Source organism: Ruegeria sp. R8_1 (assembly GCF_017743815.1).
Taxonomy (GTDB): Bacteria; Pseudomonadota; Alphaproteobacteria; order Rhodobacterales; family Rhodobacteraceae; genus Ruegeria; species Ruegeria lacuscaerulensis_A.
The window spans coordinates 423,097-441,229 of sequence record NZ_JAGHRL010000002.1 but is presented as its reverse complement, the minus strand read 5'-3'; the positions used below and the strand labels follow the sequence as shown (position 1 = coordinate 441,229).

Below are 18,133 nucleotides of genomic sequence, written 5' to 3'. Positions count from 1 at the left end.
TAGACATGAGACCTCAACACGCAAGAAGGAGGGTTATCATGACTAAACTGCGTCCCTTCGCGGCGAAATTAGCAGTGGCGGTGCTTGCCACTCAACTGATTGCGGCCCCTGCCGCCGCTGACTACCGACATGGCAGTTCGGCCAAAGTTACGCTTTCCGGGGTGAAATCCTTCGGCATTTCGCATCGCGGAAAAGCGCGGGTACATCGGCATTTTATCGCGCCGAAAGTGCATAAACCTGCTGCAAAAGCAAAATTACATCACGCGAAACCGGTAAAAAAGCACCACCGATCGTCGTTCAAGCGGCACAAAAAGAAATACTATAAATACTATACGCCGCGACGCCATGGGTTTCGGCATCATAAATTCCATCGCGGGTTTGCAAGATATCGAATCAAATAGCCCGCGTCAGACCAGTGTGATCAGGCCAATGACCCATACAACCCCGGCGGCAACGGCTGTCAGCGCAACCGCCGCGCTGGCGGCGTCCTTGGCTTGACCAGCCAATATGCTGTGGTCGGTGGATGTGTGATCCACAGCCCGTTCGATCGCAGTGTTGAACAGTTCGGCGACCATAACCAATATGCCCAGCACGATGATTAGCGCGCGCAGACTGCCTGTAAGAGGCAAAGCAACCGCAAGCCCAGCGGAAATGAGATTAGCCCAGCCCCAAACACGAAACGAATACTCGTCGCGCCACGTGGCGGCCAGTCCTTGCCAACTCCAGACTGTGCGGTGTTTTAATCGGATCAGAAAGTTTCTCATGCGCCCTCTGCATAACAGTAGAGCGGACAAAACCTCAATCCGGGGGATGCAGGCAAGAAAAAACCGCCCAAAGGGCGGCACGTTTCTGGAAACGGGCGACCCTGCGAAGGTCGCCCGCGATATGGTTATTGTGCGACGGGGTCACAAACTGTCTGACCTGCTTCGGTCGTTGCCAGCTGAGTACCCGCAGGGCAGCTTGGGTTTCCAACCTTGTCGTATTCAGGAGTGATATAAACCGGTGCCGGTTCTTCCTGTTGCGAACACGCGCCCAAGATCAATGCAAACGCGCCAACTGTAGCGAATTTCAATTTCATGTCCGTCATTCCTTTATTAATTTCCTGATATTCCCCAGAAATTCGGGGCCAGTCTCAAAATACGACTTCGCCGGCAAATTTGCAACAAATCCGATCACAAAAATGTGGGGCCAGCAATTCTACGCCGTTGTGGCGGAATATCCGACCGTTGCTAGAGTTTCAGAGGATTTGAACTAGAACCATCGGACAACACACGCCAAGAAAAGGATCAGCCAAATGTCAGATGCGCCAATTATCGCTCAGAAAGCCCCATACCCGGTCGAGGTGACCGAGGGCAAAAACTACTTCTGGTGTGCGTGCGGACAGTCTAAGCGCCAACCGTTTTGCGATGGGTCTCACAAGGGCAGCGGTATTGAGCCAGTAAAATACACCGCGGAAAGCACCAAGAAGGTGTTTTTTTGCGGATGCAAACACAGCGCTAATCCGCCGCTTTGCGACGGATCCCATTCAAAGCTCTAAGCCTTCAAGGCGTTCAAAGTCTCGGCATTGGCGCAAAAGCCGGGGGCCTTGTCGGCCCCTGCTTGCTGGTCCGCAAGCCATCCGGCGCATTGACCGCTGCATTTCGAGGCCCTGCATCGCGTCACCATTGTCGCGTAGTCATCTGCACTGAGCCTGCCCTCTGCCATTGCCTCGGACAGCGATAGGTCGATACATCTGGCCATAGACCGCGTAAGCCAGAAATGCATCTCCACTTCGCCTAGAACGTCCCGCATTATTGGGTCTCCTGCATTTGTTGCACCTTTAGTTCTGCAAACCGCTCTCGGTTTGGGCAGGTCTGCGGCGCGCATACCGCATTTTGGGCATCAGACAGCCAGTCTGGGCATCGTTCGGCCCAATTGCACCCCTGACAGGATCTCACCATTCTTGCCCACTCCTGCTGACTAAGACGCCCTTGTCGATGAGCCGAAGTCACATCTGTGCCTGTCGCCTTTCCCATACGCAGGACCAGCCGCAGATGAGTCATGACGTTCCCTAATTTTTGCATGACATAGCCACCGGCGAGACTAGCTGGGAAAACAGATCCTTATTGCGGCAATACTCTGGTGCCGACGGCGATGTCGCGTCTTGCTCCATTAGGGTTTTGCAATGTCCGGGATTTCCGCATTCCGTGCAGCGCAGCACCGCCTCTGATATCTGATCGATCGAGACATCCCCCCGGATCGCCGCATCTTCAAGGTCGATACCGACCCGCGTTGCCATTCGATCAACCAGACTTGCGTGCTGCTTCAACGTTTCTCGGCTGGGCATTCGGCATCCTTTCCCTGATACGTTTTGATCAGAGTATCCGAAAGCTGCTGCGACGCCCTTGACTCAGGTCAACACTCTGCAACGATCTGGTCCAGATAGGCTCGTGTTGCATCCTGAACGCGGCGGAACCGGTCTCCGCCCAGTTTTTTACCACCATACCAACGCGTTACGATGATAACGTGCCCGTCCAGAGCCGCACGTTCCATCATCCGCAGAATAACCATGGCAGCCCCCGCTTCACCGTCATCCGCCTTTAACGCACCCGTCGGCAGTGTCGCAGCCCAAGTGTTGTGCGTTGCCTTGGCATAACTCTTATCCGCTTTCAGCGTCTTCAGAACGGCTTCCACATCTGCCCGCGATGCGACCGGAGCACCCGACACTGCGTATTTTGACCCGCGGTCAGTCAGAACCACACCCAAGCATTTCAACCCGGTCATTGCGTCAACCCAAGCTGGCGCGCTGTATCCACCACAACCTGAACCCGTTTTGCATTGGGCGGATGAGTGCTTAGAAAACTGTCTTCGGGGTCTAGAATGCGATCGAAGTACTTGGCCCCGACAAGTGGGTTATAACCTGCCTTGTAAGTGATAACGGTACCAAGCGCGTCGGCCTCAAGCTCGAAGTCTTTGATATAGACTTGCGCCCCGACCTGAGCACCTAGCTTCTGCGCCTCTTCCACATCCGCGCCTTGCGCCCCGCCAAGCCGGGCCAGTTCACCAAAAATGGCAGCACTTTCGCGGGCATTTACAGATTGTCGGGGAATGTGCTGCAGGATGTGATGGGCGGCCTCATGCCCCATAACAAAGGCCAATTCATCCGCATTCTCAGCCGACTGAATCATGGCCCTTGTAAAGATGATTACCGGCTGATCCTTATCGTCCAGCGTTTGAAAGGCATTTGCGGGGGCTTTGGGGTTCAGGTCAACAACAATGGTAAAGTCGCAATTCCTGACACCTTCCCGTTTTAGGCATTCGCTGCGCGCCTGTCGGCCGACCCTCCGGCTGATCTCCTGAAAAGCGGTTGCCTGAACCGCAAAACCGGCAGAATCCTGTTGCCAGTCTTCAACGGGTTGAACACGCAGCGTATCGGCTGTGCAAGCTGCCAACACCACAGGTAAAATCAAAGCAATCAGACGGCGCATTCATCATCCCTTTAAACGGTCCTGCCGCTTTTTTCGACCATAGCGCGCCCAGAATAAGACCGCCACTGGTTGAATGCGTTCGAACGGGTTGCAATGGCGTTAAACGCCCGGCAATCTGATCACATGTTTTCGATTGAGCATGAATTCGACTCGACAGTGATTACCCTGGTGGACGAGGGCCAAAAGCCTTTGCAAGAGGACGTAATCATCAATAACTTTGCCGAATGCGTCACGCTGGAACAGCTGGATCCACGGACCGACACAGTGCAGAAAATCACACTATCGCCCGAGCAGGTTCGCGATCTGGCTGCTGCCCTTGACCTGCCCGAGGGGGTTTACCAGATCCACGAAACACCGGATCAAGGGTCATAGACAAACAGCTTGTCCCGCGATGTCTGCCCCCGCCTTAGTTTCAGCGAAGTCGCCGGAACGCCTAACGCAATTGCAAGAACCCGGCGCACTGCGTCGTTGGCCTTACCTTCGGTGGGCGGGGCGGTTACGTAGACGCGAATTAAACCGCCATCAAGCGTGATCCGGTCCAAGGCAGCTTTGGGTGTTACCTTCACGTTGATCTCAGCCCCCGGAAGAGCAATGACGGTTAAATCCGGCACGTTTCGCAGTTTTGGCTTTGCCATACGGACCTCCTGTCCCGAAACACCCTTGCACCCTATGGCGTGGGATGGAAATGATCCCCGCAGTCCAGCCGTTTGCTCTTGAAACCTGCCAGATGGTCAACCAGATACAATCTGCCTATGTGAAGGAAGTTAACATATGTCCTTGAAGAACCCGGCCGCCCTTGAGTTTCTGCAAACGCGCCGGTCCCGGCCCGCAAAGACGCTGGTCGCCCCTGCCCCGACCCGAGAAGAGCTGTTGCCTTTGCTGACAGCCGCCGCCCGCAGCCCCGATCACGGCAAGCTGGAACCGTGGCGGTTTATTGTGATCGAGAAAGGCGCGATGCCCAGGCTGTCTGCCCTGACCCAGACCTGCGGCGATCGTTTGGGCAAAACTCCGGAAGATATCAATAAGACCCGCAGCCAATTCGACATGGGTCAATTGGCTGTCGCTGTGGTTGAGGTCCAAAAACCGTCTGACAAGGTGCCTTCAATCGAGCAAACGTATTCGGCAGGCACAGTTTGCCTTGGCTTGCTAAACGCGGCTTTGGCGGCCGGTTGGGGGGCAAACTGGCTGTCTGGCTGGCAATCGCACGACCCCGAGTTCTGCCGCGAAGCTTTGGGTCTAAAGGACAATGAACGGATCGCAGGCTTTGTCCACATCGCCACAGAATCTGTCACGCCGCCTGAACGCCCTCGACCCGACGTGGCCGCGCTGACCGAATGGGTGTCCGAATGATGATCCTCAACGCGTTCTTCGCGGCGCTTGGTCAGATCGGCGACCCGAAGTTCCGCTCGGTCCTTTTGCGCGGTGTCGGGTTAACGATCATTCTTCTGATTGCGGGCTGCGCAGCGGCGATTTGGTTGATTAACTGGTTGGCAAGCAGTGAAATCTCGTTGCCTTGGATCGGTACAGTCTCATGGCTGAACGACGTGCTGAACTATTCGGGCATCTTTGTCGTTCTGGTGCTGCCGGTATTCTTGATGATGCCCGTCGCCTCGGCCATCATTTCGATGTTTCTCGAAGAGGTCGCGCAGGCGGTCGAAGACAAACATTATCGCACGCTGCCCGCCGTAGCCGGCATCCCGTTTAGCGACGGTGTCCGAGATGCGCTCAGCTTTATGGGCGTGCTGATTGCGGCCAACCTTCTGGCGTTGATCCTGTATGTGATCTTCTCGCCTTTGGCTCCGTTTATCTTTTGGGCCATGAATGGCTTTTTGCTGGGACGGGAATATTTCACCCTGGCCGCAATGCGCCGGATCGGGCGCGAAAGTGCGCGAAAGCTGCGCGCAAAACACACGTCAACCATTTGGCTTGCCGGCACACTGATGGCCATCCCGCTGTCAGTACCGCTAGTGAACCTTGTGATTCCGATCATTGGTGCGGCTACATTCACCCACATCTATCACAAGCTGTCAGGGCCGACGCCCTGACAGTTATCCCCTGGGTTCCAACTGGTTCAGCCAGTCGAAATCGCGGACCGAGATCACGCCGGAAACGATAATCCCGGCGATAATCGCCCACAGCACCACGGAAATCCCGGTGGTGATCCACATCTTCTTTTTCATGTGGTGTACTTCCGGTGCACCCGCATGGGTACCCGGTACGATCTCGTTCAGATCCCCCTGCGTCTTGATACGGATCGGCAGCACGATCAGCAACGTCATGAACCAGATGACGGCAAACAGGACGAGTGCAGCAGTAATGGTCATGACATCCTCGCTTTGGTTAAACCTGTTCTAGCTCGACCAGACAGCCGTTAAAGTCCTTGGGGTGCAGAAACAGCACCGGCTTGCCATGCGCCCCGATCTTGGGCTCGCCCGATCCCAGCACACGCGCGCCAGTTTCTTTCAGATGATCACGGGCGGCGATAATATCCTCGACCTCATAGCAGACATGGTGGATGCCGCCAGCGGGGTTCTTTTCCAGAAATCCGTTGATCGGACTGTCATCGCCCAGCGGATACAGCAGTTCAATCTTGGTGTTTGGCAGTTCGATGAACACAACGGTCACCCCGTGATCGGGCTCGTCCTGCGGTGCACCGACTTTGGCGCCCAGCGCGTTGCGGTACTGCGCCGATGCGGCCTCCAGGTCAGGCACGGCGATGGCGACGTGGTTCAGACGACCAATCATGGAACTCTCCTCTGTTCTCTGCGTTGCAGCGGTTATGGGGCGTGTCCGGGCAAAGAACAAGTGCGCCAAATTGCCGTTAACGTCGTGTTAGCCAGAAGTTCCTAGCCTGAAGGCATCTGCTGAATAGGAGTTCTGCCATGGACGATTCGAACCCCTTCACCTCGCCCGCGCAGCCAACGGCGACGCGGCCGCTGCTGGGTCAAACAATTTTGGTTGTCGAAGACAGCCGCTATGCCTGCGATGCGATACGCCTGATGTGTTTGCACTCTGGCGCACGCATTCGACGCGCGGATTGCTTGAAATCGGCCCGTAGACACCTGCAGATTTATCGCCCCTCGGTAATTCTGGTCGATATGGGCCTGCCTGACGGGTCCGGCGCTGATTTGATCGCCGAACTGACCGAGGCTGTGCCACGGATCGGTGCCATTCTGGGTATGTCCGGGGATGACTACGCACAGAAGGATGCGCAAACCGCAGGGGCCGATGGGTTTCTGGCCAAACCCCTTAAATCCCTTTCCTATTTTCAGAAGTCGATATTAGAGCGTCTGCCCGCGGACCGCCGCCCTCACAGTCTGCACGCTGTCCGGGACGAAGTTATACACCCGGACCCAATGGCCTATCAGGACGATATGGCCCATATCGCTGATGTTCTTGCCGGGCCGAACGATCACCGCAGTTTGGACTATGCGGCGCAGTTTTTGCGTGGCGTTGCACGCGATGCCGAAGACACGATTCTGGCTGAAGCTGCCAGCAGACTTGCTGAGTCACGCGCGAGTGGCACTCCGGTAACGGCACTTGCGGCTCAGGTGGCCGGCATTGTTCAGGCGCGACTTGAACAGCGCGAGGCAATCTGAGATGGCAACCGCCTATTTTGTAACCGCAGGTTTGGTCTGCCTGTGGGCTTATTGCCAGACAAGACTTGCAGCACGCAGTATTAGGGCAGCCCGCGACGAGGTTAGCGATCCGCTGGAAAAGACCGGACGGATATAGCTTGGCGTACAAAAAAACCCGCCGCAAAGGATGCGACGGGTTTTTGTTATTCCTGCGGGATGATCCTCAGTCCCAGTTCCATCAACTGATCCGAGCTTGGACCGGACGGTGCATCCATCATCAGATCTTCGGCGCGCTGGTTCATCGGGAACATCATGACCTCGCGGATGTTGGCCTCATCGGCCAGCAGCATCACAATCCGGTCGATCCCTGCAGCACAACCACCGTGCGGCGGCGCGCCATAGTGGAAGGCGTTGAACAGCGCACCAAAGCGGGATTTCACCTCATCCGCGCCATAGCCTGCCAGTTCAAAAGCCTTCAGCATGATCTCGGGCTTGTGGTTCCGGATCGCGCCCGAGACCAGCTCGTACCCGTTACAGGCCAAGTCGTACTGATAGCCGCGCACGTCCAGAGGATTGCCGTTCAGCGCCTCCATTCCGCCTTGCGGCATCGAGAACGGGTTGTGTTCAAAATCGATCGCTCCGGTTTCTTCATCCTGTTCGTAGATCGGGAAATCCACGATCCAGGCAAAGGCGAAACGGTCTTTCTCGGTCAGGTTAAGCTCTTCGCCGATCACGTCACGCGCTTTGCCCGCGACCTTTTCAAAGGCTTTCGGCTTACCGCCAAGGAAGAACGCGGCGTCGCCCACGCCCAGACCCAGTTGCTGACGGATCGCCTCGGTGCGCTCGGGGCCGATGTTTTTGGCCAGCGGTCCAGCGGCCTCCATCCCCTCGCCCTGATCGCGCCAGAAGATGTAACCCATCCCCGGCAGACCCTCTTTTTGCGCGAACGCGTTCATGCGGTCGCAGAACTTACGGCTGCCGCCTGATGGGGCGGGAATAGCGCGAATTTCAGTGCCTTCTTGCTCTAGCAGCTTCGCGAAAATCGCGAAGCCAGACCCGCGGAAGTGGTCGGAGACCACTTGCATTTTAATAGGGTTCCGCAGGTCGGGCTTGTCGCTGCCGTACCACAGCGCCGCGTCTTTGTAAGAAATCTGCGGCCACTCCTGATCGACCTTACGGCCACCGCCGAATTCCTCGAATACACCGGTCAGAACGGGCTGGATCGTGTCGAACACGTCCTGCTGCTCGACAAAGGACATCTCAAGGTCCAACTGGTAGAAATCGGTGGGCGAGCGGTCGGCGCGCGGGTCTTCATCGCGGAAACACGGCGCGATCTGGAAATACTTGTCAAAGCCCGACACCATGATCAGCTGTTTGAACTGCTGCGGGGCCTGCGGCAGCGCATAGAACTTGCCCGGATGCAGGCGCGAGGGCACCAGAAAGTCGCGCGCGCCTTCGGGCGAGGACGCCGTGATGATCGGCGTCTGATATTCGCGGAAGCCCTGATCCCACATACGTTTGCGCATCGAAGAAACAACGTCCGAGCGCAGCGTCATGTTCTGCTGCATCGCCTCGCGGCGCAGGTCCAGATAGCGATAGCGCAGGCGGGTTTCCTCAGGGTATTCCTGATCGCCGAACACCATCAGGGGCAGTTCGTCGGACGCACCCAGAACCTCAAGCTCGCGCACGTAGACCTCGACCTCACCGGTGGGCAGCTTCGGGTTCACCAACTCGGGGTCACGCGCTTTGACGGTGCCGTCGATGCGGATACACCATTCGGAGCGTACTTTTTCCAGCTCGGCAAAGGCGGCGCTGTCGCCGTCGCACAGAACTTGCGTCACGCCAAAGTGATCGCGCAGGTCGATGAACAGCACGCCACCGTGGTCGCGAACCCGATGCACCCAGCCGGACAGGCGGACGGTTTCACCGACATTGGCGGCAGTCAGAGCGGCGCAGGTGTGGCTGCGATAGGCGTGCATGGATCATATCCCTTCGGGCGCAGAATTCGTCGCGCCGATACACCCCGTCGGGCCGCGAAAGTCAAGGCAGGTATCCCGCTCAAAACGGCCTTTGCACGTTGCCTGAGTAGAAATAGATACCCAGACCGACCGCAAAGATGATGTTCCCGGCAATTGCGTGCAGCAGCACTGCGTAGAAAAACGAACCGCGCCCGCGATAGGCCCAGGTAAAGATCAGCCCACCGCCAAAAGTCATGATGGCGACGATCCAGCTCCAGTACATCAGGTGAGCCAGCGAAAAAAGGGCTGCATTCAGCAGATAAAAGGCGCGGCCACCCGGCAGGATCGCGTGGTATCTGCGACAAAACAGGACGCGGAACAAAAGCTCTTGCGGCAAGGCGGACACCAGCGGGTAGAAGGTCCAGATGACGATCAGAAACTCGGGCCGGTTGCGCAGCAGAAAGAACGCGGCCTCAGGTCGGGTCAACATCACAAGGGCGGAACAAAAGATCGTCATCGCCAGCGTGAACACGGCAACCTCGGCCCACGACCAATTGCGCCAGTTGTACCGCAGCTCGGCCCAGGCAAAGCCCGGTGTGATGTGCAGCAGCACGATGCCCAGCGCCGTGAAGCTGAACAGCGACGGAAACATCCAGTTCGGAGGAAAGAACACCGCGATCAGCACGGGCACGGCGACAAAGAACAGAGCAAACTCTACCCAAAGCCGCGTGGTTTGCGGAGCTGCTTCTGCCCAGTCGCTTCGATTGCTCACTCTGACACCAACTCGGCCCGGATCAGGCCCCGCAAGGAATTCCCGACAAAAATCTTTTCCGCATTGCGCAGGTCGGTCAAGGTCAGCGTCGCTTGGATAACGCTTTTACGATCCAGCAATTCTTCGCGCAGAATGCCAGGCAGGACGCCGCTGAACAACGCAGGTGTCAATCGCCGGCCATCCGCCATGTGTACAAACAGGTTGGTGATCGTGCCCTCACACATTTCATCGCGCTCGTTCAGGAACAGCAACTCATCTATCCCCGGTGGCAACGATGCGCGGGCGTCATCGTACAAAGCGCGCTGCGTGGTCTTGTGCTGCAACCAGATATCCGAGGCCCGCAGCCGTTGATCCGCAATCGCCACCCGCCACAGCGGCGGGTTCTCGGCCAGCGCGCCGGTCGTCACCTCTACAGCGCCCGCTGTGTCCAGCGTCAGGCGACAGCGCAGAGGGGATGGACTCGTGACACGTTCCAACGCGGCAACGGCTCGGTCCCGATCAAACGACAACCCCAGCACTGCGGCCGACCGGGCCATGCGGGCCAAATGGCGATCCCGCCGCACAAACCCCTGCCCCGGCCGAAAGGCCAGCGTTTCGATCAGGCGGAAGTCAGGGTCATCTGGCGGGCGAAGCGGGCTTTCCATAGCGCCTCCTCATATTCGGATGGGGCGGTGCTGTCCCAGACCACGCCGCCGCCCACGTTCAGGGTGGCGGTGCCGTCTTCGACCATTAGAGTGCGGATGGCCACGTTGAACTCTGACCGTCCATCCGGCGCGGCCCAGCCAATCGCGCCGCAATAGATGTCGCGCGGCCAGGGTTCGAGATCAGACAGAATCTCCATCGCGCGGATTTTGGGCGCACCGGTGATCGAGCCGCAGGGGAACAGCGCCATCAGAATGTCCGAAAGCTCGGCCCCCAAATGCAGCTGCGCCTGCACCAGCGAGATCATCTGATGCACGGTCGCATAAGTTTCGACCTTGAACAGTTCGGGCACGTTGACCGAACCGGGCAGCGCCACGCGGCTGATATCGTTGCGCAGCAGGTCGACGATCATCAGGTTCTCGGCCCGATTCTTTGCGTCACTCGACAGGAAATCGCGATGGCGGGCGTCTTCGGCCAAGTCCTCACTGCGCGGCTGGGTGCCCTTCATAGGGCGTGTTTCGATCAAGCGGTCGGCATCGGTGCGGAAGAACAGCTCGGGCGAGCGGCTGAGCAGATCAGGCAAGCCATCCTGCTGCACAAGCGCGCCGTGGCCCACGGGTTGACCTGCCGCCAACGCGGCATAAAGCGCAGCGCTGGCGCCTTCGACCATCAGGTCAATCGGAAAGGTTAGGTTTGCCTGATAGATATCGCCCGCGCCGATGGCCTCGTGCACTCGGTTGAAGGCGCGAGTATAACGCGCTTCGTCCCAGCGAGGCGCGAAACCGGTCACTCCGCCCGCAGGCGCAGGCAGGCCGCTTTGGACCGGCGCGTCAAAGACGCCAAAGCACAGCAATGGCAGGCGGCGGCCCTCGGGCATCCGCGCGGACAACCTCGGCTCCAGCGCATAACCAAGCTCATAGCTGGCATAACCGGCCAACCACGCACCATCCGCGCGCGCGGAATCCAGCGCCTCCAACGCGTGGGGCACGTCCTCCGCGCGGTCGGCGCGGATCACCTGCGTGGGCCGGTCAAAAGTGGTCCCTTGCCCGGCCGGGCCCTGATCGAAACGAATACGCACCTGCATCCTCATTTGCCGTGCTGCGCGGTATAGAGAATACGGTGCCGAGGGAAAGAGGGGAAAGCGGCAATTTCACCCCTGTTTCCGATACCCCTTGAACCTTTTCGCGCTGTCCCTATAACGCAGGACAATTTGGGCGCTTGGGGGTGCCCTGACTCGCGAACAATTGAAGGAACGTGGCCATGCCGAGAAGAACCGACATCAAGTCGATCATGATCATCGGGGCGGGGCCCATTGTCATCGGTCAGGCGTGTGAGTTCGACTATTCCGGCGCTCAGGCATGTAAAGCGCTGCGGGAAGAAGGCTACCGGGTCATTCTGGTGAACTCGAACCCCGCCACCATCATGACCGACCCCGGTCTGGCCGACGCCACCTATATCGAGCCGATCACCCCCGAAGTTGTCGCCAAGATCATCGAGAAAGAGCGCCCCGACGCGCTGCTGCCCACCATGGGCGGTCAGACCGGGCTGAACACTTCGCTGGCGCTGGAAGAGATGGGCGTGCTGGACAAGTTCGGCGTTGAGATGATCGGTGCCAAGCGCGACGCCATCGAAATGGCCGAAGACCGCGCTCTGTTCCGCGAGGCGATGGATCGGCTGGGCATCGAAAACCCCAAGGCCGAAATCGTCACCGCCCCCAAGGATGCGGACGGTAAGAAAGACCTTGAGGCCGGCGTGGCGCTGGCGCTTGAGACGCTGGAGACCGTGGGCCTGCCCGCCATCATTCGCCCTGCCTTCACGCTGGGTGGCACCGGCGGCGGTGTGGCCTATAACCGCGAAGACTATATCCATATCTGCCGCACAGGCATGGACGCGTCCCCCGTGGGTCAGATCCTGATCGACGAAAGCCTGCTGGGCTGGAAAGAATATGAGATGGAGGTGGTGCGCGACACCGCCGACAACGCCATCATCGTCTGCTCCATCGAAAACGTCGATCCGATGGGTGTGCACACCGGTGACTCGATCACCGTGGCCCCGGCCCTGACGCTGACAGACAAAGAATACCAGATCATGCGCAATCACTCGATTGCCGTGCTGCGCGAGATCGGGGTCGAGACCGGCGGTTCGAACGTGCAATGGGCGATCAACCCGGTCGATGGCCGCATGGTCGTGATCGAGATGAACCCGCGCGTGTCGCGCTCGTCGGCGCTGGCGTCCAAGGCGACGGGTTTCCCAATTGCCAAGATCGCGGCGAAACTGGCTGTGGGCTACACGCTGGACGAGTTGGACAATGACATCACCAAGGTCACGCCTGCGTCCTTCGAGCCCACCATCGACTATGTCGTGACAAAAATCCCGAAATTCGCGTTCGAGAAATTCCCCGGCTCGGAACCCTACCTGACCACCGCGATGAAGTCGGTGGGTGAGGCCATGTCCATCGGCCGCACGATCCACGAATCGATGCAAAAGGCGCTGGCCTCGATGGAATCGGGCCTGACCGGCTTTGATGAGGTCGAAATCCCCGGCCTGAACGTCGGCCTATGGGATGAAGCCGACGACAAGGCCGCCGTGATCAAGGCCATCAGCCAGCAGACGCCGGACCGTCTGCGCACCATTGCGCAAGCCATGCGCCATGGTCTGACGGACGATGAGATTTTCGGCGTCACCAAGTTCGACCCGTGGTTCCTGGCCCGCATCCGCGAGATCATCGACGCCGAGCGTCAGGTGCGCAAAGACGGCCTGCCCGTCACCGAGGACGGCATTCGCAAGCTGAAAATGCTGGGCTTCACCGACGCGCGTCTGGGCAACCTGACTGGCCGGGACGAGGCCAATATCCGCCGCGCTCGCCGCAATCTGGGTGTGCACGCCGTGTTCAAACGCATCGACACCTGCGCCGCCGAGTTTGAGGCGCAGACGCCCTATATGTACTCGACCTATGAGGCCCCGATGATGGGCGAGGTCGAATGCGAAGCCCGCCCAAGCGACCGTAAGAAGGTTGTCATTCTGGGTGGCGGCCCCAACCGGATCGGTCAGGGGATCGAATTCGACTATTGCTGCTGCCACGCCTGTTTCGCGCTGACGGATCAGGGCTATGAGACCATCATGGTCAATTGCAACCCCGAGACGGTTTCGACCGACTATGACACCTCGGACCGGCTGTATTTCGAACCGCTGACCTTTGAACACGTCATGGAAATCCTGACGAAAGAGCAGGAAAACGGCACGCTGCACGGTGTGATCGTTCAGTTCGGCGGGCAAACGCCGCTGAAACTGGCCAATGCGCTTGAGGCCGAAGGCATTCCGATCCTTGGCACCACGCCCGACGCGATCGACCTGGCCGAAGACCGCGAGCGATTCCAAGCGCTGGTTAACGATCTGGGCCTGAAGCAGCCGAAAAACGGCATCGCCTCGACCGATGAACAGGCGCTGGAGATCGCGGACGAGATCGGCTTCCCGCTGGTGATCCGCCCCTCTTACGTGTTGGGCGGTCGCGCGATGGAAATCGTGCGCGATATGGAACAGCTGAAACGCTATATCAACGAGGCCGTTGTGGTCTCGGGCGACAGCCCCGTTCTGCTGGACAGCTATTTGGCGGGCGCGGTTGAGCTGGACGTGGATGCGCTGTGCGATGGCACCGATGTGCATGTGGCAGGCATCATGCAGCATATCGAAGAGGCCGGTGTGCATTCGGGCGACTCGGCCTGTTCGCTGCCGCCTTATTCGCTGTCCAAGGACATCCTCGACCAGATCAAGGATCAGGCGTTCAAACTGGCCAAGGCGCTGAATGTCGTCGGCCTGATGAACGTGCAGTTCGCGATCAAGGACGGCGAGATCTACCTGATCGAAGTGAACCCGCGCGCCTCACGCACCGTGCCCTTTGTCGCCAAAGCCACCGACAGCGCGATTGCGTCCATCGCGGCGCGCATCATGGCGGGTGAGAAACTGTCGAGCTTCCCGATGCGTCCGGCATATAAGGAAGGTCAGGATACCAAGATTGCCGACCAGATGACACTGGCCGACCCGGACATGCCGTGGTTCTCGGTGAAAGAGGCGGTGCTACCCTTCGCCCGCTTCCCCGGGGTTGATACCATTCTGGGCCCCGAAATGCGCTCGACCGGTGAGGTCATGGGCTGGGACCGCGACTTCCCGCGCGCCTTCCTCAAGGCGCAGATGGGGGCCGGTATGGTCCTGCCGTCCGAGGGTCGTGCGTTTATCTCGATCAAGGATGCCGACAAGACGCCTGCAATGCTTGAAGCGGCGCAGGTACTGACCGAACAGGGATTCTCGCTGGTTGCCACGCGCGGCACGCAGTCTTGGCTGGCCGAGCAGGGCGTGGCCTGCGACGTGGTCAACAAGGTCTATGAGGGCCGCCCCGACGTGGCAGACATGCTGAAGGACGGTCAGGTGCAGTTGCTGATGAACACCACCGAAGGCGCGCAGGCGGTCGAGGACAGCAAATCCATCCGCTCCATCGCGCTCTATGACAAGATCCCCTATTTCACCACGGCGGCCGCAAGCCATGCAGCAGCTTTGGCGATCAAGGCGCAAGCCGAGGGCGATGTTGAGGTCAAATCTCTTCAGGGCTAACCCCGCCACCCGGCACCAGAATAAAGCAAAACCCCCGGTCACTGACCGGGGGTTTTTCATTTAGACAACAGGTTGCGGCGCGGACTTTCGCCGGTATTCCGGCAGGAAGAACACCATGTAGAATACCGGCGCCGCCACCATGGTCAGGATCGTGGCAAAAGCCAGCCCGCCCATGATCGTCACCGCCATCGATTTGAAGAATGCATCCGTCAACAGCGGCGCCATCCCCAGAATGGTGGTGATCGCCGCCAGCATCACAGGACGCAGACGCGAGACCGAGGCTTCAATGATCGACTCGCGCAATCCTTTGCCGGTTTCGCGCACAAGGTCGATCTCTTCTACCAAAACGATTCCGTTCTTGATCAACATCCCCGAGAGACTCAGCAGCCCAAGCAGCGCCGTAAACGTGAAGGGCAATCCGGTGCCCAGCAAGCCCAGAACCACCCCATTGACCGACATAGGCACCAGCAACCAGATGATGATCGGCTGCCGGATCGCGTTAAAGATCAGCACCGAGATCAGCACCATGATCAGCAAGCTCAGCGGCAGTTGACGCCCAAGGCTTTCATTCGCTTCGCCGGCATTTTCGAACTCACCACCCCATTCCATCCGATACCCTGCAGGAAGGTCCATGCTTTCGATGGCCTCACGGACTTCGGAATGGACCTGAGCCGCCGTGAAACCAGCCGGAATATCCGCGCCAACTGTGATGGTCAGAACCCTGTCCCTTCGGTGCACAAGCGTGTTCAACGCCTTGTATTCGAACCCATCCACCATTTGTTCGATAGGAACAAAACGCTCGGATTGGTCCGAGAACACGACCTGGTCCACGATCGAATAATCTCCGTCCGCCGGTCGACGCAGGATGATCGGGATCAGGCGATCCCTTTCGCGGAAAACGCCGCCCGTGATTCCATCGGTCGAAAACTGTAGCGTGGCCGCAATATCCTCGCGCGTAACACCCGCCGTCTGCGCGCGTTCGGTCGCATAGATCGGCTGGACGGCCAGCGCCTTTTCACGCCAGTCATGATGAACGTGTAGCGCGTTTTGCGACGCATCCCGCATCCGCAACACAGCCTCATCCGCAAGCTGGCGCAGCACAACCGGGTCACTGCCCGAGAAGCGGGCCTGGATCGGATCACCTCCGCCCGGACCAAAGATCAGACGCCTTGTACGGAACTTTCCTTCAGGAAATTGCGCCTGACCAAATTCTGCAAGTGCGGCACGCAGCGGGGGGATGTCCTCCAGCGTCCTGGTACGGATGATCAGGTGGCCGTAACTTGGATTGGGTTTCTCAGCCTCATAGGTCAGCAGGAAACGGGTCGCGCCCTGCCCGACAAAGGTGGCGACGGACACGACATCATCCCGGTTGGCCAGCCACTCTTCAAAAACCGCCATATCCTCAGCGGTCCGCGCGATCGGCGTTCCTTGCGGCAGGTTGTAATGGACGAAGAACAGCGGCGTGTTCGAGTCGGGAAAGAACTGCTGTTTCACCAGCCCGAACCCGGCAAAGCACGCCACAGTGACAGACACCAGCATGGCAATCACCAACCAGCGGAACCGCAATGCCCATCTTAGGATCGCTCCGTAGACGCGGAACATGATGCCGCCATAGGCATCAATTGCACCAGCTTTACCCTGCTTGAAAAAGTAATGTCCCAGCATCGGAGTGACCGTCAGGGCCAAAATCCAGCTCAGCAAAAGTGATATTCCGATGACGGCAAACAGCGAGAACATGAACTCTCCGGTCGCGTCCGGGCTCAAGCCTATCCCGGCGAAAGCCATGATGCCGATGATGGTCGCCCCCAAAAGCGGAATTTGGGTTTTGGACGCGGCCTCGTCTGCTGCATCGCGCGAGTTTTTGCCCCGCAACATTGCGATTTGCATTCCTTCGGCGACCACGATGGCGTTGTCGACCAGCATACCCATCGCAATAATCAGGGCCCCTAGGGAAATCCGTTCCATCTCGATGGAAAACAGCGCCATGAACAGCAACGTCCCGACAACGGTCAGCAACAGCGTCGAGCCGACGACAATCGCGGCCCGCCAACCCATGAACAAGGCCAGGACAAGAACGACGATTGCCACCGACATCGCAAGGTTCAACAGAAAATCGTTCGAGGCTTGCTCGACGACCACGTGCTGCTGATAGATCGGCAGGATTTCGACACCGTAGGGGATTTGCCCGTCAAGTTCGGCGAATTTCTCGTCGGCGCGCTTGCCAACCTCGACAATGTTCTCGGTCGACAGCCCCGCAATGCCCAGCGTAAAGGCTTCTTCTCCGTTAAAGCGGATGATGACATCCGGGTCGGTCTGGCGGCCACGGTACACATTTGACATGTCAAACAGGTTGATCACCTGCCCCTGCGACCCAACGGACAGACCCGCAATGGCCGAAACAGTGTCCGAGCCTTCGGCGGTCAGGACCGTTGTTCGGTCATCTGCAGACCGCAACGAGCCTGATGCGTTCACCGAATCCGCATTGGCAATCGCCTCGTTGATTGCCTGCAGCGGCACGTTCTGATTGACCGAGATGGCCAAGTCCGGTTCGACGAAAATCGCCTCTTGCGGCAGGCCCATGACTTCGACATCGGCCACCCCTTCGACCGTTAGCAATTCGCGCCGCAGAAACGTGGATAGTTCGTGTTTTTCAGCGTCCGAAAAGCCATCCGCAGTGACTGCATAGAACAGGCCGAACACGTCGCCGAATCCATCGTTGACCAGCGGCTGGCCGACCCCGGACGGCAACGCCCGGGCTGCGTCGCGAACCTTGGCGCGCAGCTTGGTCCAGACTTCGGGCAGTTCGGTACCGTCATAGGTCGACTTGATCTCAACCTCGATCAGCGAAAAACCCGGCTGGTTGAGCGAGGTGATGGTTTTGACCTCTCCCATCTGCTGAATGGCGGATTCCAGTGGCTCCGATACCTCCAGAGCCACCTGCTCGGCCGTTGCGCCGGGATACTGCGTGGCGATGACAGCATTCTTGATGGTAAAGGCCGGGTCCTCCAGTCGCCCAAGCGACAGAAAACCCCAGATGCCACCGAACAAGGCGATCAGGATGATCAACCACGTATAGATTGGCCGGTCTATGGAAGCGCGTGCGATATTCAT

The 18,133-nt window shown here is 58.6% G+C and carries 21 protein-coding genes; 7 read left to right on the top strand and 14 right to left on the bottom strand.

Annotation, left to right across the window (positions count from 1 at the left end; genetic code table 11):
• The first annotated feature begins 38 nt into the window (after nucleotides 1–38).
• The gene (locus J7380_RS06265) at nucleotides 39–401 is read left to right on the top strand and encodes a hypothetical protein (RefSeq protein ID WP_209194957.1); all 363 of its coding nucleotides are present in this window, start codon (nucleotides 39–41) and stop codon (nucleotides 399–401) included.
• A 6-nt stretch (nucleotides 402–407) separates the two neighbouring features.
• Here J7380_RS06265 and J7380_RS06260 read toward each other — a convergent pair whose 3' ends face one another.
• Nucleotides 408–764, bottom strand: coding sequence for a diacylglycerol kinase (locus tag J7380_RS06260; RefSeq protein WP_209194956.1), 357 nt, complete (start codon nucleotides 762–764; stop codon nucleotides 408–410).
• Nucleotides 765–889: 125 nt separating this feature from the next.
• A complete protein-coding gene (locus J7380_RS06255; protein ID WP_170352385.1) occupies nucleotides 890–1,078 on the bottom strand; it encodes a hypothetical protein in 189 nt (62 codons plus the stop codon).
• A 216-nt stretch (nucleotides 1,079–1,294) separates the two neighbouring features.
• Between J7380_RS06255 and J7380_RS06250 the strand changes: the two genes are divergently transcribed.
• The gene (locus J7380_RS06250; protein WP_170753318.1) at nucleotides 1,295–1,537 is read left to right on the top strand and encodes a CDGSH iron-sulfur domain-containing protein; all 243 of its coding nucleotides are present in this window, start codon (nucleotides 1,295–1,297) and stop codon (nucleotides 1,535–1,537) included.
• Here the strand turns inward: J7380_RS06250 and J7380_RS06245 are convergent.
• The 4 genes from J7380_RS06245 to J7380_RS06230 form a co-directional block, all read right to left on the bottom strand.
• Nucleotides 1,534–1,791 (bottom strand): DUF6455 family protein, encoded by a 258-nt coding sequence (locus J7380_RS06245; RefSeq protein WP_170352383.1) that lies wholly within the window; start codon nucleotides 1,789–1,791, stop codon nucleotides 1,534–1,536. The two genes, J7380_RS06250 and J7380_RS06245, sit on opposite strands and share 4 nt — an antisense overlap.
• Nucleotides 1,792–2,050: 259 nt before the next feature.
• Entirely contained in the window at nucleotides 2,051–2,326 is a 276-nt protein-coding gene (locus tag J7380_RS06240) for a DUF6455 family protein (RefSeq protein ID WP_209194955.1), read from the bottom strand.
• A 68-nt stretch (nucleotides 2,327–2,394) separates the two neighbouring features.
• Nucleotides 2,395–2,763, bottom strand: a complete 369-nt coding sequence (locus J7380_RS06235; RefSeq protein WP_209194954.1) for a YigZ family protein — start codon at nucleotides 2,761–2,763, stop codon at nucleotides 2,395–2,397.
• A complete protein-coding gene (locus tag J7380_RS06230; RefSeq protein WP_209194953.1) occupies nucleotides 2,760–3,467 on the bottom strand; it encodes a M48 family metallopeptidase in 708 nt (235 codons plus the stop codon). Before J7380_RS06230 ends, J7380_RS06235 begins: the two co-directional genes overlap by 4 nt.
• A 123-nt stretch (nucleotides 3,468–3,590) precedes the next feature.
• Here J7380_RS06230 and J7380_RS06225 point away from each other — a divergent pair, with 123 nt between their 5' ends.
• Entirely contained in the window at nucleotides 3,591–3,839 is a 249-nt protein-coding gene (locus tag J7380_RS06225; protein WP_170352379.1) for a hypothetical protein, read from the top strand.
• On the opposite strand, the gene J7380_RS06220 is transcribed toward J7380_RS06225, so the two are convergent.
• On the bottom strand, nucleotides 3,827–4,102 hold the full coding sequence (locus J7380_RS06220) for a DUF167 domain-containing protein (protein ID WP_209194952.1): 276 nt from the start codon (nucleotides 4,100–4,102) through the stop codon (nucleotides 3,827–3,829). The genes J7380_RS06225 and J7380_RS06220 overlap by 13 nt on opposite strands.
• 136 nt (nucleotides 4,103–4,238) lie before the next feature.
• Here J7380_RS06220 and J7380_RS06215 point away from each other — a divergent pair, with 136 nt between their 5' ends.
• Together J7380_RS06215 and J7380_RS06210 are read left to right on the top strand one after the other, a co-directional pair.
• Nucleotides 4,239–4,817, top strand: coding sequence for a nitroreductase family protein (locus J7380_RS06215; RefSeq protein ID WP_209194951.1), 579 nt, complete (start codon nucleotides 4,239–4,241; stop codon nucleotides 4,815–4,817).
• Nucleotides 4,817–5,512 carry an EI24 domain-containing protein gene (locus J7380_RS06210; protein WP_209195146.1) on the top strand — a complete coding sequence of 232 codons (696 nt, stop codon included), beginning with the start codon at nucleotides 4,817–4,819 and terminating at the stop codon, nucleotides 5,510–5,512. Before J7380_RS06215 ends, J7380_RS06210 begins: the two co-directional genes overlap by 1 nt.
• 3 nt (nucleotides 5,513–5,515) lie before the next feature.
• Here J7380_RS06210 and J7380_RS06205 read toward each other — a convergent pair whose 3' ends face one another.
• Nucleotides 5,516–5,791 carry a DUF1467 family protein gene (locus tag J7380_RS06205; protein WP_170352376.1) on the bottom strand — a complete coding sequence of 92 codons (276 nt, stop codon included), beginning with the start codon at nucleotides 5,789–5,791 and terminating at the stop codon, nucleotides 5,516–5,518.
• Between the two features lie 16 nt (nucleotides 5,792–5,807).
• Complete coding sequence (mce, locus tag J7380_RS06200) at nucleotides 5,808–6,212, bottom strand: methylmalonyl-CoA epimerase (protein ID WP_170352375.1); 405 nt, start codon at nucleotides 6,210–6,212, stop codon at nucleotides 5,808–5,810.
• Between the two features lie 137 nt (nucleotides 6,213–6,349).
• Here mce and J7380_RS06195 point away from each other — a divergent pair, with 137 nt between their 5' ends.
• Nucleotides 6,350–7,066 carry a response regulator gene (locus J7380_RS06195; protein ID WP_209194950.1) on the top strand — a complete coding sequence of 239 codons (717 nt, stop codon included), beginning with the start codon at nucleotides 6,350–6,352 and terminating at the stop codon, nucleotides 7,064–7,066.
• 182 nt (nucleotides 7,067–7,248) lie between these two features.
• Here the strand turns inward: J7380_RS06195 and aspS are convergent, their stop codons facing one another.
• The 4 genes from aspS to J7380_RS06175 form a co-directional block, all read right to left on the bottom strand.
• A complete protein-coding gene (aspS, locus tag J7380_RS06190; RefSeq protein WP_209194949.1) occupies nucleotides 7,249–9,024 on the bottom strand; it encodes an aspartate--tRNA ligase in 1,776 nt (591 codons plus the stop codon).
• Between the two features lie 79 nt (nucleotides 9,025–9,103).
• The gene (locus J7380_RS06185) at nucleotides 9,104–9,775 is read right to left on the bottom strand and encodes a CPBP family intramembrane glutamic endopeptidase (RefSeq protein ID WP_348539080.1); all 672 of its coding nucleotides are present in this window, start codon (nucleotides 9,773–9,775) and stop codon (nucleotides 9,104–9,106) included.
• Nucleotides 9,772–10,419 carry an aminotransferase class IV family protein gene (locus tag J7380_RS06180; RefSeq protein ID WP_209194948.1) on the bottom strand — a complete coding sequence of 216 codons (648 nt, stop codon included), beginning with the start codon at nucleotides 10,417–10,419 and terminating at the stop codon, nucleotides 9,772–9,774. Before J7380_RS06180 ends, J7380_RS06185 begins: the two co-directional genes overlap by 4 nt.
• On the bottom strand, nucleotides 10,374–11,501 hold the full coding sequence (locus J7380_RS06175) for an aminodeoxychorismate synthase component I (RefSeq protein ID WP_209194947.1): 1,128 nt from the start codon (nucleotides 11,499–11,501) through the stop codon (nucleotides 10,374–10,376). Before J7380_RS06175 ends, J7380_RS06180 begins: the two co-directional genes overlap by 46 nt.
• 176 nt (nucleotides 11,502–11,677) lie before the next feature.
• Here J7380_RS06175 and carB point away from each other — a divergent pair, with 176 nt between their 5' ends.
• Nucleotides 11,678–15,022 carry a carbamoyl-phosphate synthase large subunit gene (gene carB, locus J7380_RS06170; RefSeq protein WP_209194946.1) on the top strand — a complete coding sequence of 1,115 codons (3,345 nt, stop codon included), beginning with the start codon at nucleotides 11,678–11,680 and terminating at the stop codon, nucleotides 15,020–15,022.
• Between the two features lie 60 nt (nucleotides 15,023–15,082).
• Here carB and J7380_RS06165 read toward each other — a convergent pair whose 3' ends face one another.
• Nucleotides 15,083–18,133: an efflux RND transporter permease subunit gene (locus J7380_RS06165; RefSeq protein ID WP_209194945.1), complete on the bottom strand. Its 3,051-nt coding sequence runs from the start codon at nucleotides 18,131–18,133 to the stop codon at nucleotides 15,083–15,085.

Excerpts from the sequence above, each read along its gene's own strand:
- J7380_RS06265 (WP_209194957.1), top strand. The coding sequence starts at position 39 with ATGACTAAACTGCGTCCCTTCGCGGCGAAATTAGCAGTGGCGGTGCTT.
- J7380_RS06260 (WP_209194956.1), bottom strand. The coding sequence starts at position 764 with ATGAGAAACTTTCTGATCCGATTAAAACACCGCACAGTCTGGAGTTGG.
- J7380_RS06255 (WP_170352385.1), bottom strand. The coding sequence starts at position 1,078 with ATGAAATTGAAATTCGCTACAGTTGGCGCGTTTGCATTGATCTTGGGC.
- J7380_RS06250 (WP_170753318.1), top strand. The coding sequence starts at position 1,295 with ATGTCAGATGCGCCAATTATCGCTCAGAAAGCCCCATACCCGGTCGAG.
- J7380_RS06245 (WP_170352383.1), bottom strand. The coding sequence starts at position 1,791 with ATGCGGGACGTTCTAGGCGAAGTGGAGATGCATTTCTGGCTTACGCGG.
- J7380_RS06240 (WP_209194955.1), bottom strand. The coding sequence starts at position 2,326 with ATGCCCAGCCGAGAAACGTTGAAGCAGCACGCAAGTCTGGTTGATCGA.
- J7380_RS06235 (WP_209194954.1), bottom strand. The coding sequence starts at position 2,763 with ATGACCGGGTTGAAATGCTTGGGTGTGGTTCTGACTGACCGCGGGTCA.
- J7380_RS06230 (WP_209194953.1), bottom strand. The coding sequence starts at position 3,467 with ATGCGCCGTCTGATTGCTTTGATTTTACCTGTGGTGTTGGCAGCTTGC.
- J7380_RS06225 (WP_170352379.1), top strand. The coding sequence starts at position 3,591 with ATGTTTTCGATTGAGCATGAATTCGACTCGACAGTGATTACCCTGGTG.
- J7380_RS06220 (WP_209194952.1), bottom strand. The coding sequence starts at position 4,102 with ATGGCAAAGCCAAAACTGCGAAACGTGCCGGATTTAACCGTCATTGCT.
- J7380_RS06215 (WP_209194951.1), top strand. The coding sequence starts at position 4,239 with ATGTCCTTGAAGAACCCGGCCGCCCTTGAGTTTCTGCAAACGCGCCGG.
- J7380_RS06210 (WP_209195146.1), top strand. The coding sequence starts at position 4,817 with ATGATCCTCAACGCGTTCTTCGCGGCGCTTGGTCAGATCGGCGACCCG.
- J7380_RS06205 (WP_170352376.1), bottom strand. The coding sequence starts at position 5,791 with ATGACCATTACTGCTGCACTCGTCCTGTTTGCCGTCATCTGGTTCATG.
- mce (WP_170352375.1), bottom strand. The coding sequence starts at position 6,212 with ATGATTGGTCGTCTGAACCACGTCGCCATCGCCGTGCCTGACCTGGAG.
- J7380_RS06195 (WP_209194950.1), top strand. The coding sequence starts at position 6,350 with ATGGACGATTCGAACCCCTTCACCTCGCCCGCGCAGCCAACGGCGACG.
- aspS (WP_209194949.1), bottom strand. The coding sequence starts at position 9,024 with ATGCACGCCTATCGCAGCCACACCTGCGCCGCTCTGACTGCCGCCAAT.
- J7380_RS06180 (WP_209194948.1), bottom strand. The coding sequence starts at position 10,419 with ATGGAAAGCCCGCTTCGCCCGCCAGATGACCCTGACTTCCGCCTGATC.
- J7380_RS06175 (WP_209194947.1), bottom strand. The coding sequence starts at position 11,501 with ATGCAGGTGCGTATTCGTTTCGATCAGGGCCCGGCCGGGCAAGGGACC.
- carB (WP_209194946.1), top strand. The coding sequence starts at position 11,678 with ATGCCGAGAAGAACCGACATCAAGTCGATCATGATCATCGGGGCGGGG.
- J7380_RS06165 (WP_209194945.1), bottom strand. The coding sequence starts at position 18,133 with ATGAATATCGCACGCGCTTCCATAGACCGGCCAATCTATACGTGGTTG.